General features: G+C 34.7%; 16 protein-coding genes and 1 tRNA gene. 5 read left to right on the forward strand and 12 right to left on the reverse strand.

Features of this window, described 5'->3' with window-relative positions; translation table 11 throughout:
* Positions 1 to 133: 133 nt before the first annotated feature.
* Together O5637_RS01150 and O5637_RS01155 are read left to right on the forward strand one after the other, a co-directional pair.
* The gene (locus O5637_RS01150) at positions 134 to 1192 is read left to right on the forward strand and encodes an ABC transporter ATP-binding protein (RefSeq protein WP_269605379.1); all 1059 of its coding nucleotides are present in this window, start codon (positions 134 to 136) and stop codon (positions 1190 to 1192) included.
* 172 nt (positions 1193 to 1364) lie between these two features.
* Positions 1365 to 1916, forward strand: a complete 552-nt coding sequence (locus tag O5637_RS01155) for a ferritin (protein WP_269605380.1) — start codon at positions 1365 to 1367, stop codon at positions 1914 to 1916.
* 306 nt (positions 1917 to 2222) lie between these two features.
* Here the strand turns inward: O5637_RS01155 and O5637_RS01160 are convergent, their stop codons facing one another.
* A complete protein-coding gene (locus O5637_RS01160) occupies positions 2223 to 2819 on the reverse strand; it encodes a Crp/Fnr family transcriptional regulator (protein ID WP_269605382.1) in 597 nt (198 codons plus the stop codon).
* Positions 2820 to 3096: 277 nt separating this feature from the next.
* Positions 3097 to 4155 (reverse strand): chlorophyll a/b binding light-harvesting protein, encoded by a 1059-nt coding sequence (locus O5637_RS01165; protein WP_269605384.1) that lies wholly within the window; start codon positions 4153 to 4155, stop codon positions 3097 to 3099.
* 252 nt (positions 4156 to 4407) lie between these two features.
* Between O5637_RS01165 and O5637_RS01170 the strand changes: the two genes are divergently transcribed.
* On the forward strand, positions 4408 to 5133 hold the full coding sequence (locus O5637_RS01170; RefSeq protein ID WP_269605386.1) for an AhpC/TSA family protein: 726 nt from the start codon (positions 4408 to 4410) through the stop codon (positions 5131 to 5133).
* Between the two features lie 14 nt (positions 5134 to 5147).
* A complete protein-coding gene (locus O5637_RS01175) occupies positions 5148 to 5363 on the forward strand; it encodes a transcriptional regulator (RefSeq protein ID WP_269605388.1) in 216 nt (71 codons plus the stop codon).
* Here the strand turns inward: O5637_RS01175 and O5637_RS01180 are convergent.
* The 4 genes from O5637_RS01180 to O5637_RS01195 all read right to left on the reverse strand — a co-directional run bounded on the left by O5637_RS01180 (position 5360) and on the right by O5637_RS01195 (position 8218).
* On the reverse strand, positions 5360 to 6172 hold the full coding sequence (locus O5637_RS01180; RefSeq protein ID WP_269605390.1) for an ATP-binding cassette domain-containing protein: 813 nt from the start codon (positions 6170 to 6172) through the stop codon (positions 5360 to 5362). The two genes, O5637_RS01175 and O5637_RS01180, sit on opposite strands and share 4 nt — an antisense overlap.
* 33 nt (positions 6173 to 6205) lie before the next feature.
* Positions 6206 to 7540 (reverse strand): Rieske 2Fe-2S domain-containing protein, encoded by a 1335-nt coding sequence (locus O5637_RS01185; RefSeq protein ID WP_269605392.1) that lies wholly within the window; start codon positions 7538 to 7540, stop codon positions 6206 to 6208.
* A 191-nt stretch (positions 7541 to 7731) separates the two neighbouring features.
* Positions 7732 to 7923, reverse strand: a complete 192-nt coding sequence (locus tag O5637_RS01190) for a hypothetical protein (RefSeq protein ID WP_269605394.1) — start codon at positions 7921 to 7923, stop codon at positions 7732 to 7734.
* A gap of 124 nt (positions 7924 to 8047) precedes the next feature.
* The gene (locus tag O5637_RS01195; RefSeq protein ID WP_269605396.1) at positions 8048 to 8218 is read right to left on the reverse strand and encodes a hypothetical protein; all 171 of its coding nucleotides are present in this window, start codon (positions 8216 to 8218) and stop codon (positions 8048 to 8050) included.
* Between the two features lie 365 nt (positions 8219 to 8583).
* Between O5637_RS01195 and galE the strand changes: the two genes are divergently transcribed.
* Entirely contained in the window at positions 8584 to 9630 is a 1047-nt protein-coding gene (galE, locus tag O5637_RS01200; RefSeq protein WP_269605398.1) for a UDP-glucose 4-epimerase GalE, read from the forward strand.
* Between the two features lie 795 nt (positions 9631 to 10425).
* On the opposite strand, the gene O5637_RS01205 is transcribed toward galE, so the two are convergent.
* The 6 genes from O5637_RS01205 to O5637_RS01230 all read right to left on the reverse strand — a co-directional run bounded on the left by O5637_RS01205 (position 10426) and on the right by O5637_RS01230 (position 16839).
* Positions 10426 to 13932 (reverse strand): DUF4214 domain-containing protein, encoded by a 3507-nt coding sequence (locus tag O5637_RS01205; RefSeq protein WP_269605400.1) that lies wholly within the window; start codon positions 13930 to 13932, stop codon positions 10426 to 10428.
* Between the two features lie 319 nt (positions 13933 to 14251).
* Positions 14252 to 14328: transfer RNA gene (locus O5637_RS01210), tRNA-Met, on the reverse strand.
* Between the two features lie 52 nt (positions 14329 to 14380).
* Positions 14381 to 15343 (reverse strand): asparaginase, encoded by a 963-nt coding sequence (locus O5637_RS01215; RefSeq protein ID WP_269605402.1) that lies wholly within the window; start codon positions 15341 to 15343, stop codon positions 14381 to 14383.
* Positions 15344 to 15346: 3 nt separating this feature from the next.
* Positions 15347 to 15844 carry a CGLD27 family protein gene (locus O5637_RS01220; protein ID WP_269605404.1) on the reverse strand — a complete coding sequence of 166 codons (498 nt, stop codon included), beginning with the start codon at positions 15842 to 15844 and terminating at the stop codon, positions 15347 to 15349.
* Positions 15837 to 16211, reverse strand: coding sequence for a ribosome silencing factor (gene rsfS, locus O5637_RS01225; protein WP_269605405.1), 375 nt, complete (start codon positions 16209 to 16211; stop codon positions 15837 to 15839). Before rsfS ends, O5637_RS01220 begins: the two co-directional genes overlap by 8 nt.
* The gene (locus tag O5637_RS01230) at positions 16204 to 16839 is read right to left on the reverse strand and encodes a DUF3318 domain-containing protein (RefSeq protein WP_269605407.1); all 636 of its coding nucleotides are present in this window, start codon (positions 16837 to 16839) and stop codon (positions 16204 to 16206) included. The genes rsfS and O5637_RS01230 overlap by 8 nt, the downstream gene beginning before the upstream one ends.
* Between the last annotated feature and the right edge of the window lie 3 nt (positions 16840 to 16842).

Raw genomic sequence — 16842 nt, forward strand, 5'->3', positions numbered from 1 at the left:
GAGACTTACATGAGAAAGTATTGGTATCATTTTATACGAGAGCCTGTGATTTTTGCTCATGGTTTTTTGGTTTTTGTGGTTAGTTTGTTTTTTTATTGATTTCTAGTGAATAGAATAAACAAAAATAGTTTTGGTGAATACTGAACTAGAAATTCAAAATTTATGGCATGAGTTTAAACCTAGTAAAAATAATAATTGGGTTTTAAAAGATATTAATTTCTCTCTAAGACCCGGAGAATTAGTTGGGTTGTTAGGTCCTTCGGGTTGTGGGAAAACTACTCTTCTAAGATTGATAGCAGGTTTTGAAAAGCCTAAACGCGGATTAATAAAAAAAAACGGGCAAATAATCTCAAATAATCATCATCTTCTCTCTCCTGAGAGAAGAAAAATAGGGATGGTTTTTCAAGACTATGCTCTTTTCCCTCATTTAAATGTTTGGGACAATGTTTGTTTTGGTATAAATCACAAAGAAGAATCTATAAAAAGAGCAAACTGGCTATTAAATTTATTGGATATTTATGAGTTTAAAAATAGATTTCCTCACGAACTTTCTGGGGGACAGAGTCAAAGAGTGGCATTAGCTCGTGCCCTGGCACCTGGTACATCCTTGGTTTTGTTGGATGAACCCTTTTGTTCTTTAGATGTTGAAGTTAGATCTAGATTAAGGTCTGAACTATCTTCTGTTTTAAAATCCTGTTCGGCATCTGCAATTTTGGTAACTCATGATCCTCATGAAGCATTAGCTATTTGTGATCGAGTGGCTGTATTAAGAAAGGGGGAAATTCAGCAATACGCAACTCCTTTTGATATGGTTTCAAGCCCATCCAATGATTTTGTAGGTCAATTTGTGCTTCAAAAAAATATTTTGCCTATTAGATACATTAAAGATTCTTATTCAACATGTATTGGTAAATTAAATTTTCCTAGCGATACATTTATATCATCAAAATCTGTTTGTATGTTTGACAAAAATGCTATTCGTATTAAAGCTTGTGCAAATGATCTCTTTACAGTCATTTCAAAAGAATATCGCATTGATCATTATGTTTATACTGTAATAAGTGATGGGGTAAAGTTAAGATCGGAGATGAGCTTGGATACACATTTATCTATTGGAGATACATGTAAGGTTGAAACAATTAATGAAAAAAACTTTTTTGTTCTACCAGAAAATATCAAATCTACTTTCTAAATACTTTAAAGGAATCATTATATTAAAATTATACTTTTAGGCGCAAATGAGATTCATTATCAAATAAATAAATTTAAAAATTTAAGTTAATAACAACAATATGATACGAGAGGAGTTATCATTTGATTGAACAAAAATTAGTTTTTGCGTTCTTTGGCCTAGCTTTTTTGTTATGCAATCAACTACATCCAATTCAATAGGTCTTAACGTGGGTCCTTCAGGCCGTGCAATTGCACAGCCCATGGATGTTGATCTTCTTGACGCTCTTTATCAACATACTTCTCTTGAAAGGGTTTCAAGCGCACAATATTTAGCTATGTCCCTTTGGTTCCTAGAAAGAGAACTAAGAGGATTTTCCTCGTTTTTCAAGAAAGAGTCTTTATCTGAACAAGAGCATGGATTTAACTTCGCTAAATATATGATTGCTCGAGGTCAAACTGTTGAACTCGAAGAAGTAACTAAGCCAATACAAGAATGGAAGACGGTCCTGGAATTAGTTACTTTATCTTTTCAAATGGAGGCTGACGTAACAACCTCTGTTCAGCAGCTCTATTCATTGGCAGAAAGATCAAATGATACTCGTACTACGGTATTCCTTGACCCTGTTATAGACGAACAAATTAAATCTGAAGATGAAATGGCTTACTTACTCGGTAAAGTTAAATTTGCTAATAATGATCCCTCCGCATTATTCATTATTGATAATGAATTAAATATAAATTAATTTTATCTTTTGTTAAAATTATATTTGTTTAAAAGAATTAGATCTTTTAGTTAATTCTAATAAAAACTCTAAAGATAAATCCTGAGAATTTCTATTGAACATGCTTTCAGATATGGTTAATATTTTTAGTCTATGTTCATTTAGCTTATCTAGCTCTAGCTTTAATCTTTTTGATAGAGACTTGTTATGACAAGTCTCTAGAGAGCTATTGATGTTTTTGGATCTTGTCTTTATAAATTCTATCTCTTTGCAGAGTGAAAATACAATAGATTCGGAATAGGAAATTAGATTTTGATTCATTATTTTTTACATCGTTAATGGTGATGACTCAATGAACTCCGGTGCAAGACTGAGAGTTGGATCACCTGATGGTGCTTTAAGTAAATCCGCTGTTCTCAGCCTTGAAATCAAACGAGTAGAAGTAACCCTTGTAGATCCAATTAACTCTCCAATTCTTTCATGAGTCAGTCTGAATGGTAATTGGCACCAATCACCGCATCTTCTCCCAAGTCGGTTAACTAATAAAGCGAATAAAGCCTGTAGTCTTTGTTCAGCATTACCTAAATGTCTAATCCTAAGTAGCTGAAGTGTCCATTCGTTGACAGCGTCATAACCTACTGCCTCAACTGATGTTTCAGCATCGCTTACAAAGCAAAGAGGGGTTAAAGCTTCTACGCATACACCTTCACTGCACAGACGGTCTGTTCTTAATTGATCGCCAGACTGCAAGAAAGCCAATGTCATCCCTTCTGTTTCTTCGCAAGGGCAATAAACACGAGCAACACCATTTAAAACTTCCAAGCAGCTATCTCCTCTTCTGGAGGAAGGATCTATGAGCACCGATTGCCCCGTTGCCATTCGAACAGCTGATGAGGGAGTTTCTGCGTAGGTTCTAAAGCTCATTAAAACTTGAAGGAGCTTGATGGATTTCTAATTTACACAAAACTCTGAGCTTTTTGCAACCGATTCTCAATAGCAACAAGCTCTTGAGATTTTTTCCTGCTCTACGTATAAAAAGTCACACCAGCTGGCTATTTTTATTTCATTTTTATCTTTTGAGTTAGTTAATTGTGACATTAATGTGAGCAGGTATGTATTTTTTTCTACTAAATATTCGCATTAAAAAAGGCCCGCAAGGGGCCTTTTTGTTCACTAATGAAATTAATAAATTAGTTAATAATTAACCGTTAGTGATTTTTGCGTTTTCCATATTGTCGAACGCTTTACCTACGCGTCTGAAGTCAAATCCCATAGCTCTTAATGCATGCCAGAGATGTCCCTGAATGAAGAAGAAACCAAGATAGAAGTGAACATTCGCTAACCAAGCTCTAGCAGTATGAGCACCAGTTGCAAGTGATGCGTCGGTATCAACAAAATAAGGAGCGAAATCAAACTTGAGTTGAAGTACATCTCCAAAGAATTCTGTTGAGTAAACAGTTGTGTTTGTTGAACTCCAGAAAGCTGCAACAAGTGCACAGTAACCAACACCAGCTAGTGAGTATGAAAGAACAGCTTCTGCTGAAAGAAGTCCTTTACCTTTGAATTCTGTGTACTCACCGAATTGCTTAGTAATGATGTGGAATGCACCACCAATTATTTGGAAAAATGCTAAGAATGCGTGACCGCCCATAACATCTTCCAAACTTGTGATTTGAAGGAAATCAGCTTGGTGATTCCAAATCATTCCTAAATCTAGGTTGTAAGAAACTGTACGAGTAGCTCCTAAAGCAGTATCCCAAATACCATGATATTGAGCCCATTCAACGAATTGAATGTTTGCCAAACCTAGGAAAATAAGGTGGTGACCAAGAATAAATGTAAGTTTGTCTGGATCGTCCCACTCGAAGTCAAACTTTTTAGGACGACTTCCTTCAGGATAGTTTCCTAAATCACCGTCATATCTTGTGGAGTGAAGAATTCCACCAGCACCAAGAACACCAGAGAAAATTAGGTGAAGTACAGCAATAACTGTGCAACCATAAGGCTCAGTTATAACTCCGTTTTCGATTCCACCTATTCCAAGTTGTGCAAGGTGAGGCAAGCAGATCAAGTTTTGATTACCCATCGCAACGGATGAGTCATAACGAGCTAGCTCAAATAAAGTGAACGCACCTGCCCAGAACATCATCAAACCAGCATGGGCAGCATGCGCAGCGATGAATTTTCCGGAGCGATTGGCCGTCCCTGAATTACCCGCGTACCAGTCATAGGTAACGCTAGGATTCCCGTAGGTCTGCACGAGAAATAAACAAAGAACAGTAAGAGGATATATTTATAGGTCTGTAAGTTCCATATCCCTTCACATTGCTTATTGAAATTGTAGGTTTTGTACATATTTCACGAACATCTGCTACTAAATATGATCTTCGTGTTAAGGGAAGATTTAATCCTTAAAGTCCTTATAATCACTACGGTATTTACTTTCACATATAGTCAAAACTCAAGATCCACTGCCTGACTTTGTTATTTTGAAAACAAACCAAATGAATTAATGAATTATAAAAATGTCATTAAAGAGTTTTTTGGAAAAGAGAGAATTTTTCTCGATCAGAGAAAAACCCTAATAGTTTTGCTTGGTTCTTTTGCTGATTTTGATAGTTTTGAATACTCTCAGCAATTATCAGCTCAATCAACTAGGTTGGCCAATAATTCAGTTGATTTGATATTGATAGGCATTGGGAGCGAAAACTCTAAAGAATCTTTTTGTAAGTTCAATAAAATTGATATAAAAAATGTTTTTGCTGTACCGGATGCTGAACTCCACAAAAAACTTAATCTTAATCCTGGGTTTGTCTCGGAAATGCCAGCAATTATTAATTTATTGATTATGTGCATGGGAATAAGTTCTAGCGGTACAATCAAGGAAGTTTTAAGGGGGTATTTAGGTGACGCAAATGCAAAGAGTTTATTCGCTTTTGACGAAGATATAAATTTAGGACCTTTCTGTTTGATGAAAGGAAATATGTTTGATATTTTTTCAAAAAAACAAAATTTACGCCCTTTTGAGCTTGCAACAAGGAGACTTATGAATATGATTGAAATTCTTTTGAATTGGAATACTTATGTTCCTGATTCTGCATTCCTAACTCAAAGAGGAGCAACAATACTATTAAATGAAAATGATGAGGTTTTATATGAATTTATTTCTGAAAGTCTTTTAGGCTATGCAAGCAAAATGAGTGCACCATTATCATTTTTAGATGATATTTTGAATTAATTAAATAAACTCTTATGATTGGGAATAAATGCTTGGTTTGTGGAAGTTCTAATCTAAGAGCTGATCGTGCATTATCTGGAAGATTAGTATGCAATTCATGTGGAACCCCTTTCGGAGTTGGTAGAAGAGTAATTAATAGAAAAGGTATTTACAATAAGTTTTCATTTAATAATAAATACTCTCTTTTTATTTGTATATTAATACTTGCCTTTATTCTTGTTGTTATTTAGCTACTTAATGGGAGCATTCTCCAATATCCTTCTTGTTCTATTACTTTAATTGATATGTTAAAAAGATCACTAAGTATTTTTGTATTTATTAATTCATTAGGGCTTCCATCATTTAATATTTTACCTTCTTTTATTAGGATAACTCTATTGGTTTTAGGTAAAATAGATTCTAGATTATGTGTTACATAAACTACATTTACTGACTGGTTAATTAATTTGTTTAGGTTTAGATTCAAGATGAAATTTGATTTTATATCTAAATTACAAAATGGCTCATCTAGTACTAGTATATTAGGTTCATAAACAAGAGCTCTTGCAATTAATGCTCTTCTTTTCTGACCATCAGAAAGTGATTGGAATTCGTTAGAAATAATATTACTTAGTTCCCATTCATTTGTTAGATTTTCAATTTTAATTTTCTCTCTTTCTGAAAGTAAGTTTGAATATCTAGAATTAAAAACCCCTGAGAATCCTGAGCTGATTACATCGTACAGCTTCACTCCATTATTTACCCTTTGCTCCATTTCTTTAAATAGAAATCCTATCTTTTTTCTTAAATCCCAAATATTTATATTTTCTTTGTTAAACATTTTAAATGAACTATTATTTGAATTGATTGGATATATTGATCTGTTTAATAACTTTAGAAAAGTAGATTTACCAGATCCATTTGGTCCTAATATGAGTATATTTTCTCCATAACGAAGATTTATGTTTATATCCGATAAGATTTTATTTTGATCAATATATACATTTATATTTTTTAAGCTTGCCCAGTTTATTTCATCTTTTCGAGTTTTATCTCTCATTTATGTAACCACTAAATTTATAATCTATTTTGATTATATTAATAGCAGAATAAAACTTATTGGGAACAATAATCTAGTTAAAAGTTTGATAATTATCTTTCTATTGTTCTTTATAGCCATATTGGGATTTTCTGGAGGATATTGCATTCCTCTATCCTCATGGACTGAGTTAGTCAATGAATTAGTTGGATGTAAGTCCCATGGCTTTTCTTTATTTAATGCATTTTGAAGCCAATCCCAATAATATTGAACCATTTTATCTTCACCTAATAGTTTTACATTATCTTTTTGTATGTAACCCATCTGATCATTAAAAGTTTGGGTTTTTAAGACTAAATAATCTTCAGTAAAAATCTTATAAAATGTCCTTCTTTGTAAATGACTAAATAAAACTAGAGTTGTGAATAGTTTATTTTTAAGGAATTTTCTATAATGCCTTACAATGACTCTTGCTTTATTATTTCCTAGTGGAATATGATCAAGAACTTGAATATATCTTGTACTTTCAGGTGAGCCTTTATATATAAATATTCTGCCGGGAGGTACAAATTTTATTCTGATAAACTCATCTTGCCCATTTGTTTTATAAGAATATATACTTTCTATTTGTCTATTATCCCTTTTTATTTTTTGATTGAAACTAGTTATAGTTTCTCTGTTTACGTTTTTGTCTGGAATTGTGCCTCCATGCATCCAGAATACATGTAATATATCTAGATGATTTTCAATAATTCTTGCCCAATCTGCCTTGAAATCTACATAAACTTCTTCATATTCATATTCTAAAGATGGAAATCCGTATGAGTCAGGAAGTAGGCTGTTTATTGATGATTTTATTTCAAAGTCTTCAATGTTTGCAAGAGGAGTTCCAGTATAGTAAATGTATATATAACCTTCTTTCTCTACACATGGATATTGAAAGAGTTTTATGCTTTTTGCATAGTTATCATAATTAGAATCAATGATATGTTGACAAGTTATTCTGTCTAAATTTGTGCAGCTACCTTGTGATGAGAACCTAGCACCGTGATAAGGGCAAACAAGTTGACCATTGATTATTTCACCACCTAAAAATGATGCTCCTCTATGAGGACATACATCTTTTACACATCGAACAATACCTTCTCTATCGCGATACAAAACAAGTGGCTCGTTATAAATCGTAAAGTGATTTAGTTTTCCCTCCTTTATTGACTCGCTGCTAGAGACTGAATACCAACCTAAAAGTCCATTAGTTAATTGATTGGAAGGCTTGGGAGCAATATTCTCAATGTCTTTTACAGTTTCACTCTCATTAAAATTAGATCTAATGAGATTATTAGTCTCATATTCAAATGGTTTATTATCTTTTCCTTTTTCTTCGTTCATAACCAAGCAGATCTTTCAGTGAGATAAAGGTTTCTCATCAAAAGAGTGTTCTCCTTCTATGCTTAATACTCAAAAAAAATAGCACCTAAAGCCTTCTAGTACCGATTATATTTACATAAAAAAACTTCGAAGTTTGTTCGCCGTTAAAGGCAGCTTTATTAAGTTGTTATTGAATTTAAGCTTTTGCTTCTTCAAAGGGTTTTTGGAGAAACCTCAATACTTGATACGAACTCAGATGCTTCTTCAATATCATTGCAGAATTTACATGTACCTAGGTAGCAACCTAGGTATCTCATGAAAGAGGTTTTACCACCTGAAAGTTGATATTTATGAATAGTACCTCCTTGTGCGGTAGCTTTCACTAGTTGAGGTAAAGGAGCCATTAACAAATTCTTTTTTCATAATTTGCATTTAATATCGTTTTATAGCAATAGGTAAATTTACTAAAAAAACAAGGAAATTGAATTCTTTATGTTTATTTTATCTTCCTTCGGTCGACCTGGCGAGTTAATCTGCATATCCATCATCGTCTTCTGTATTAATTATTCTAGGTGTGTTTTTCATATGTTCATCCCAAGGATGAACATATGAATCTTTATCAGAGTAGACCTCACTTTTCAACTCTTCAATCAAAGTTTCAAATTGTTTGATAATTCTCTTGAGGTTGTCTTTCTTCATTTATTGTTTTGATTAAAATGATCCTTCTCATTATATTGAGTATCTTCTTTGTTTTATATTTTTACTCTTTTTATTCGGTTTATTAAATACAGAATTTAATAGCTTTCTCCAAATCAATTAAATATCCTATTTTAATTTGTAGTGATATTACAATAATGGGTCTAACAATTATTAATCTACAATTAGGTTTTCACAATACATAAAAACATCTAATTAGCAATTTTATAAAAAAGTTAGCATCTAAATCAAATCGGTTTGAATTAGATGCTAATCTGTCAATTATAATTAATAAGAAAATTTCCTTTCCATTTTTAAGCTGACTTCGAATGATTTATTTTTTTTCTAAAGTATAACCATAGAATATTATGAGGGTTCTTTTGACTGGCGGTTCAGGATTTATAGGTTCTCATATAGCTTTGTTGTTGTTAGAAAGAGGATTTGATGTTTTAATATTAGACTCGTTTGTAAATAGCTCATCTAATGTCATTCTTCGTATTAAAAAATATTTAGATAATAAAAAATTAAAATATAAATTAGAAACTATTAATGGTGATATTAGAGATAAACAACTACTAGATAATATTTTTCTTGATTCTATTAAAGAGAATAAACCTATAGATACTGTAGTTCATTTGGCAGGCTTGAAATCAGTATCTGAATCATTGACTAATCCTCTTCATTATTGGGATGTGAATGTACTTGGCACACTAAATCTTTTACTTACTATGAATGAATATAAATGTTACTCCTTGGTTTTTAGCAGTAGTGCAACTATTTATGGCTTGAGTGACTCTGTTCCTATGGCAGAAGATCATAAAATTGCACCAATAAATCCCTATGGAAAAACTAAAGTAGCTATTGAAAATATATTTTATGATTTATACAATTCTAATATTAATTTATGGAAAATATGTTCTTTACGTTATTTTAATCCTGTAGGAGCTCATCCTTCTGGTTTTATTGGTGAAGATCCTATTGGTATTCCAAATAATCTATTTCCTTTCTTAACTCAGGTCGCAATAGGACGACAGAAACTTTTAAATATTTATGGTGATGATTGGGATACGAGTGATGGCTCTGGTATTCGTGATTACATTCATATTATTGATTTAGCTGAAGGTCATTTAGCATCAATCGATTATTTAAATTCTAAAGAATCATGTTTAGAATTTGTTAATTTGGGTTCTGGTAAAGGATATTCTGTCTTTCAGATTATTAGACAATTCGAGTTGTCTATAGGTTGTAAGATTCCTTTTGCAATTCAAAGTAGAAGAGATGGTGATGTCGCTAAATCTTATGCGGATATTTCAAAAGCCAAGAAATTATTATCTTGGACTCCAAAAAGATCATTAGAGCAGATTTGTTTAGATGGATGGAATTGGCAAATTAAAAATCCTAATGGTTATGGATAGCTTATTCTCTCTCTATGATTTTTAATTGATCAACTTTCTTCTTGAATTCTTGAAAACTGGACAAGTGTGAATAAATAGCCTAAGTACATCAGCTTTTAAGTGAATTTGGTGAGCTCTATCTTCTTGGATTTCTTCAACGCATTAAAAAAGCCCATTAGGGCTTTTTATTTGGTGGCGGGGGGAAGATTTGAACTTCCGACCTTCGGGTTATGAGCCGAGCATAATATCAGTAAATCCATTGATATGACTGACTTGAAAAAATAGATGGGGAGATTTCTGGGGGGAGAGAAGGATTTTTTCTTTCTTTGAATTCCCAAAATCTTTCGGGTCGCTTCGATCATTCGAGTTGATTTTTAAATTTTATTTTCTTTATTCTCCTCGTTAGGATTGAGTTGGATTCACATAGCAATTGATCCACCTTCGTTGCTTTCCAAACCTTGATACTGTTCTCTTTAAGCGGATTCTTTCTCCTGTAATGAGCTCCCTCAGTGAACAAAGGATATAGTTGCTCAAGAATTCTTCGGTTGATCTTCAAATATTCGCAAAGCTCGTTTTTTGAAATCCACGGTTCTAAAGTTCTGACGACCATTCAACAACCTTTGTAGTATTCATTGCTTTTAAAGTGCATTAAAATAATTAATTAACAAGGTATAAAATATTAAATTAATATATAAACTATGTATACTATTTAATATTCAACTTGCAAGATATATCTTGCAAAATATTTACATTTTTCTTTATAAGGTCATTATTCTTTTACTCTAAAAGATATTCTTATTTGATGGTAAACACTTTTCAACCAAACCCAGTCATTTCAGTAAAGAGTGTTTTATTTTCGGCTGATTCTGCGAAACCTAGAAGAAGTTCATATCGAGTTTCGATTTCTGCATTTAAATTTCCTAGCCAATAGTTGTAACCATCTTGGTCATAGTCTCTACCGAGGACATTGACATATAAAGTCTCAACATATTTAGCATTAGAGACGTTCGCTCCATACCGTTCTTTAAATTCATCAGAGACAAGGAATGATTGTGCTACAGCCCTATCATCATTCTCTCCCGAAGTGTATTTCCCAATCCAATACTTCAATCCATCAGCATCAGGCAAACGCTTAAAGGCAGCGTTATAAAGGCGAAACATTTTTGCATCATCTGTATTTAAACCAGTGACTTGATCAAAGGTTCCTTTGATATCAAGGATGGCGCTATTTTCACGAAAGGAACTTGTTGATGCTTCTCCTGTAAATGTCAATAATGGAAGTCCTGTTATGTCGTCATAACCTGAATCAGTTTTGATTTCATATTTACCATTACCTTTGTTGTAGAACTTGTAATCACTGAAATTACCGCTATATGTCTTTACTACGTCTACTTTTGATTCTTCTACAGTTTGATCAGAGAACTTAATGTATTCGATATTTTTGAGAGTATCGGTGCCATCAGTTATTCCAGTTGTTCTTTGATCTTCTATTTGTAGTGTGTCCGTGCTACGAGAGACAGAGTAGTCGGAGAAGCTGCCCGAGAAGATAACTGTATCTGTGCCGCTGCCACCGTCGATAGAATCATCACTGGTCGTACTTTGCAAGCTGTCATTACCAGATGTTCCTGAAATGATTCCCTCTATTTCATCAACATCGGCCACTGAGATCGTGACTGTTTGATCAGAAGTATTGCTGGCTGAATCTGTTGCTCTTACAACGACGACATAGTTGTTGCCTGAATCACTATCAGTGGGAGATTCATAGTTAGGAGCAGAACTAAAAGTTAAAGCTCCGGTGGAACTGTTGATTGAGAATTTAGAAGCATCGGCACCACCATTAATAGACCAGGTAACGTTTTCATTGGCAGAAAAGGTATGAACAGCAGTTGTATTTTCATTGATGGATTTTGTGCTAGTTGAATCGCCTGCAATACCTGAAGGACCAGTGATATTAGGATCTATTTCATCAACATCGACCACTGAGATCGTGACTGTTTGATCAGAGGTATTACTAGCTGAATCTGCTGCTCGAACGACGACGACATAGTTGTTGCCTGAATCACTATCAGTGGGAGATTCATAGTTAGGAGCAGAACTAAAAGTTAAAGCTCCGGTGGAACTGTTGATTGAGAATTTAGAAGCATCGGCGCCACCATTAAGAGACCAGGTAACGGTTTCATTGGCAGAAAAGGTATGAACAGCAGTTGTATTTTCATTGATGGATTTTGTGCTGGATGAATCACCTGCACTACCAGATGGCCCACTAATATTTGGATCTATAACATCAGGAATGGATTCATCAACATCGGCCACTGAGATCGTGACTGTTTGATCAGAGGTATTACTAGCTGAATCTGCTGCTCGAACGACGACGACATAGTTGTTGCCTGAATCACTATCAGTGGGAGATTCATAGTTAGGAGCAGAACTAAAAGTTAAAGCTCCGGTGGAACTGTTGATTGAGAATTTAGAAGCATCGGCGCCACCATTAAGAGACCAGGTAACGGTTTCATTGGCAGAAAAGGTATGAACAGCAGTTGTATTTTCATTGATGGATTTTGTGCTGGATGAATCACCTGCACTACCAGAGGGACCAGTGATATTAGGATCTATTTCATCAACATCGGCCACTGAGATCGTGACTGTTTGATCAGAAGTATTGCTGGCTGAATCTGTTGCTCTTACGACAACGACATAGTTGTTGCCTGAATCACTATCAGTGGGAGATTCATAGTTAGGAGCAGAACTAAAAGTTAAAGCTCCGGTGGAACTGTTGATTGAGAATTTAGAAGCATCGGCGCCACCATTAAGAGACCAGGTAACGTTTTCATTGGCAGAAAAGGTATGAACAGCAGTTGTATTTTCATTGATGGATTTTGTGCTGGATGAATCACCTGCACTACCAGAGGGACCAGTGATATTAGGATCTATTTCATCAACATCGGCCACTGAGATCGTGACTGTTTGATCAGAGGTATTACTAGCTGAATCTGCTGCTCGAACGACGACGACATAGTTGTTGCCTGAATCACTATCAGTGGGAGATTCATAGTTAGGAGCAGAACTAAAAGTTAAAGCTCCGGTGGAACTGTTGATTGAGAATTTAGAAGCATCGGCGCCACCATTAAGAGACCAGGTAACGGTTTCATTGGCAGAAAAGGTATGAACAGCAGTTGTATTTTCATTGATGGATTTTGTGCTGGATGAATCACCTGCACTACCAGAGGGACCAGTGATATTAGGATCTATTTCATCAACATCGGCCACTGAGATCGTGACTGTTTGATCAGAAGTATTGCTGGCTGAATCTGTTGCTCTTACGACAACGACATAGTTGTTGCCTGAATCACTATCAGTGGGAGATTCATAGTTAGGAGCAGAACTAAAAGTTAAAGCTCCGGTGGAACTGTTGATTGAGAATTTAGAAGCATCGGCGCCACCATTAAGAGACCAGGTAACGTTTTCATTGGCAGAAAAGGTATGAACAGCAGTTGTATTTTCATTGATGGATTTTGTGCTGGATGAATCACCTGCACTACCAGAAGGACCGGTGACTCGTGCAGCCTCATCAATCGTTATGGTTGCGTTCCCATCTGTGATTTGTGCGGGAACTGTATCTGAATTTGAGGCAGTTATTGTAAGAGTAAAAGTTTCATTGGATTCACTAGAACTATCATTAGTTGTTGATACTGAGAATGTTTTAGATGTTTCTCCCGCAGCAAAGGAAATACTTGTATTAATGGCGGTGTAATCAGAACCAGCGGATGCTGTTCCGTTTGTTGATGTTAGCGTTATGTTCTGTGCGCTATTAGTTCCACCGGTACGACTAATTGTGATATTTCCACTATTGCCCTCTGTAATCGTTAAATCAGAAATAGAGAAATAAGAAAGTGGTATTTCTGCTATACCACTATGATTATTAGCACCACCATTTATCCATTTTCCTGCATAAGATGGAGCCCAATAATTATCTAATTCTATACCTGTTATTTGAGAAGCCCAACTTCCCTGACCAGTGCCATTGTCGTAGGGATTAGTGGGTGCCCAATTTGTCCAATTAACAGTAGAACCATCAGTCCAAAAGAAATTACCATTTGCATCATCATATAGTCCGATATATGTAAAGTGAAAATTAGGCAGACCATCATTCCTAACTACTGTTAGACCTGAATTATCTTTAAATTTTTCAATTATAAAATCATTTTCTGATTGACTGTTTATGGAAACTAAATGCCCCCCTAAGTTAATGGCATTTGATTCAGCATCATTCCATGTTGGTCCACTTACTACTAGATAATAATTGTTGTTATATATCTCACTCATTTACTCAGTGTATGTAAAAAATTTAATTTAATATTATGTATCTAGTTAATCTAGCTTGTTTATATGCCTGTTTTTAGCGATGGTGATAGATTTATATATTTTTGATGAACTCCGGGTCACTAGCCCGAAAGTTTAGAAATGAAATCCCTTTGCCTGTCTATATTTCAGACCTCCTAAACAATTTTATGGGGGTAAAACGGGTTTTCTTGCAAAATTGGATCAAGCTATAACTAGGATCTCTATTCTTCTTCTCTTTGTTTAATTACTTCCTTAAATATAATAAAATGCATTAAAAAAGCCCCTGAGGGCTTGGTTTAATTGGTGGCGGGGGGAAGATTTGAACTTCCGACCTTCGGGTTATGAGCCCGACGAGCTACCAGACTGCTCTACCCCGCGAGGTATTAAGAGCATACATCTTTATGTGACAGAAAATAATGCTTTGTTTGGGTTAGGGGATCTTTAATTCTCCCTCAATTTCTATGTAGATACCTGGCTTTTTCTGAAGAATAATTTCATCTAGTTCCTCAATTGCTGATGGAGTTATCCATTCGAGTTGTCGAAGAAGATGTATTGCCACTGCGTGCTTTGCTCTTTTTGATCCATCTTCAACCTTTATTGATAGTCCAATACCTTCCCCCAGAAGCCCAATACATTGGATACCTTCACTTCCACCTTTGCTGATAATTTGATTGTGACCTCTTTTTATTAATTCTGAATCAAAATATCCTTCTCCAGCAACAAGGTTTGGATGATTTGTCATGGCACGAGTTATTTTTTCAAATTCAGGTTGGTCAGATCTAGATAAATGAGCATATAAAACCGCCATTTGAGATAAACGCAAAAGCAATGTTGGAGCACCACAGTCATCTCTTTCGGCGATTAATTCCTCGGCTGGTATTTTAAGTAGCTCGGAAACTCTCCTGAAAATTTCTTTCTGCAGTGGATGATGTCCCATTAAATAGCTATCAAGATCCCAGTTCATTTTTTTGCAGGTTGCTAGAAATGCTGAATGCTTTCCTGAGCAATTATGTTGGAGTTTGCTTTCTCTATTTTTAGGGGTTGGGCATTTGAGCTCCTTTATATCTATATCTGCATTCCAAAGGAGCTTGAATGCTGTTCTCGCTTGAATTGATGATCCACTATGTGAACCACATGCCAGGGCTAATGTCTTATTGTCTAAATTATATTTTTCCGCAGCACCACTTGTAAGGAAAGGCAATGCTTGGAATGGTTTTAATGCTGATCGTATGAATGTTTCATATTCAGATGATCCTGCTTGCATTAATTTCCTTCCTTTTGTATCACATATTGAAGCATGGGCTCTATGAATGGATTCAACACTTGAACCTCTTTTTACTAGAACCTTTAAATAATTCTTGCCTTGATTTGAAAAATTGTTTTGTAGATTCATGTATTAATTCATCCCTGAAAGTATAAATAAAAATGAAGATATAATAACTAAAATCAATGCTATTATCATTACTTGTAAATGATTTAAAATTGGTTTGATTTGGTGTTGAGCTATAAGTAAATCTTTTGCTCTCCAATCAATTGGCTTTTCCCAAGTCTGTCCATCATACCAACCAGATTCTTCGTATTCAATGTTTTCAGAATTAAGGCGTTTATAGATATATTGCCAGCTTAACCATTGCCTAATTAGTAATAATATAGGAAAAGCAATAGATGAAGTAAGGCTTGTAATTAAAAGTTCAAAAATATTGTTTTTGAGGTAATCACTTCCATAACATATTGTTAAACTTAATGGTGTAATCAATACCCAGCTAAATGTTAACTTTCTGTAGAAAATATTTCTTTCTAAAAAAGGCCAGGAGATTATCCAAGAATTCCTAATGTTATTAAATTCATTTAATGGCCTCTGGTTTAGAGGCACAGGGCATATTTGGTTATTCATCAATTAATGCTATTAATTTATTATTTATAAAATTATGAATAATACCATTGCTCCAGAATGATTCTAAATCGTAGAATTTTCTTTCGTTTGGTTGAAAAACATTAATTATTAGATCTCCATAATCTAATAATGCCCATTTCGCCTCATTTATTCCTTCCTTTCGAAGAGGAAGTAGATCTGCTTCCTGTTTCATTGTCTTTTCTACATTATTAACTATTGCCCTTACTTGAACATCTGAAAGTCCTTCAGTAATTAATATCCAATCAGCTATGCTTGACACTTCATCAACTTTTAAAAGTTTTATATCACCAGCTTTTATATCATCGCAAGCAATTGCAGCTAGTTCAACTAACCTACTACTATCCATAAACATTTTCACTCGTAACTGATTTTTGGGATCCCTCTTGAGATGCCATTTCTGCGCGAGCTTTTTCAGCACTCTTTCTTAGTGCTTCTAATCTATCTTCATAGAATGTTCGCTTTTTTTTCTTTCTAGATTTTTCAACTAAATCCTTTAATGCACCGCCAAGGCTCTTATAAGCATTTGGAACGCTATATCCAAATCTACATGCTAAATCTATAGCTCTCTCATCAGCGGATATCGCATCTTGTAATCGTTTCTCTGAATTATTTTTTAAGTAAAGCCGATAACCTGCAAAACCTGATAAACCAAGAGCCATTAAAAGTAGCAAACCATCTTGAACCCATAATTCTCCAATAGCACCACCTAAACCTATTGCAAGTGCTGCCATTTCCCAGCCATCTCTTGGTATGGTGTCATTTTGAATGCGTCCCACCTCATGCCAAAACAATAGATTTCTATGATCTTGAGCTAAATAGTCCCATTGCTCAAGGTCAACTTGAATCTCCACTTCATCTCGCCCTATTTCTTCAAGCGTGATAAGAGGAGGATCTATTGCTGCTGCGGCTTCAATGAATACCCAGCTTTGGTTTTCTGGTGGCAGCAGCCCTTTAAGGCGCTGTAGTTCGCTCATACT

The sequence above is a fragment of the Prochlorococcus marinus str. MIT 0917 genome (assembly GCF_027359575.1).
Classification (GTDB): Bacteria; Cyanobacteriota; Cyanobacteriia; order PCC-6307; family Cyanobiaceae; genus Prochlorococcus_B; species Prochlorococcus_B marinus_D.

Bases quoted from the DNA above. Each gene is read 5' to 3' on its own strand.
- O5637_RS01230 (WP_269605407.1), bottom strand. From the start codon at position 16,839: ATGAGCGAACTACAGCGCCTTAAAGGGCTGCTGCCACCAGAAAACCAA.
- O5637_RS01220 (WP_269605404.1), bottom strand. From the start codon at position 15,844: ATGAATAACCAAATATGCCCTGTGCCTCTAAACCAGAGGCCATTAAAT.
- O5637_RS01180 (WP_269605390.1), bottom strand. From the start codon at position 6,172: ATGAGAGATAAAACTCGAAAAGATGAAATAAACTGGGCAAGCTTAAAA.
- O5637_RS01170 (WP_269605386.1), top strand. From the start codon at position 4,408: ATGAATTATAAAAATGTCATTAAAGAGTTTTTTGGAAAAGAGAGAATT.
- galE (WP_269605398.1), top strand. From the start codon at position 8,584: ATGAGGGTTCTTTTGACTGGCGGTTCAGGATTTATAGGTTCTCATATA.
- O5637_RS01160 (WP_269605382.1), bottom strand. From the start codon at position 2,819: ATGAGCTTTAGAACCTACGCAGAAACTCCCTCATCAGCTGTTCGAATG.
- O5637_RS01215 (WP_269605402.1), bottom strand. From the start codon at position 15,343: ATGAATCTACAAAACAATTTTTCAAATCAAGGCAAGAATTATTTAAAG.
- O5637_RS01190 (WP_269605394.1), bottom strand. From the start codon at position 7,923: ATGGCTCCTTTACCTCAACTAGTGAAAGCTACCGCACAAGGAGGTACT.
- rsfS (WP_269605405.1), bottom strand. From the start codon at position 16,211: ATGGATAGTAGTAGGTTAGTTGAACTAGCTGCAATTGCTTGCGATGAT.
- O5637_RS01205 (WP_269605400.1), bottom strand. From the start codon at position 13,932: ATGAGTGAGATATATAACAACAATTATTATCTAGTAGTAAGTGGACCA.
- O5637_RS01155 (WP_269605380.1), top strand. From the start codon at position 1,365: ATGCAATCAACTACATCCAATTCAATAGGTCTTAACGTGGGTCCTTCA.
- O5637_RS01185 (WP_269605392.1), bottom strand. From the start codon at position 7,540: ATGAACGAAGAAAAAGGAAAAGATAATAAACCATTTGAATATGAGACT.
- O5637_RS01195 (WP_269605396.1), bottom strand. From the start codon at position 8,218: ATGAAGAAAGACAACCTCAAGAGAATTATCAAACAATTTGAAACTTTG.
- O5637_RS01175 (WP_269605388.1), top strand. From the start codon at position 5,148: ATGATTGGGAATAAATGCTTGGTTTGTGGAAGTTCTAATCTAAGAGCT.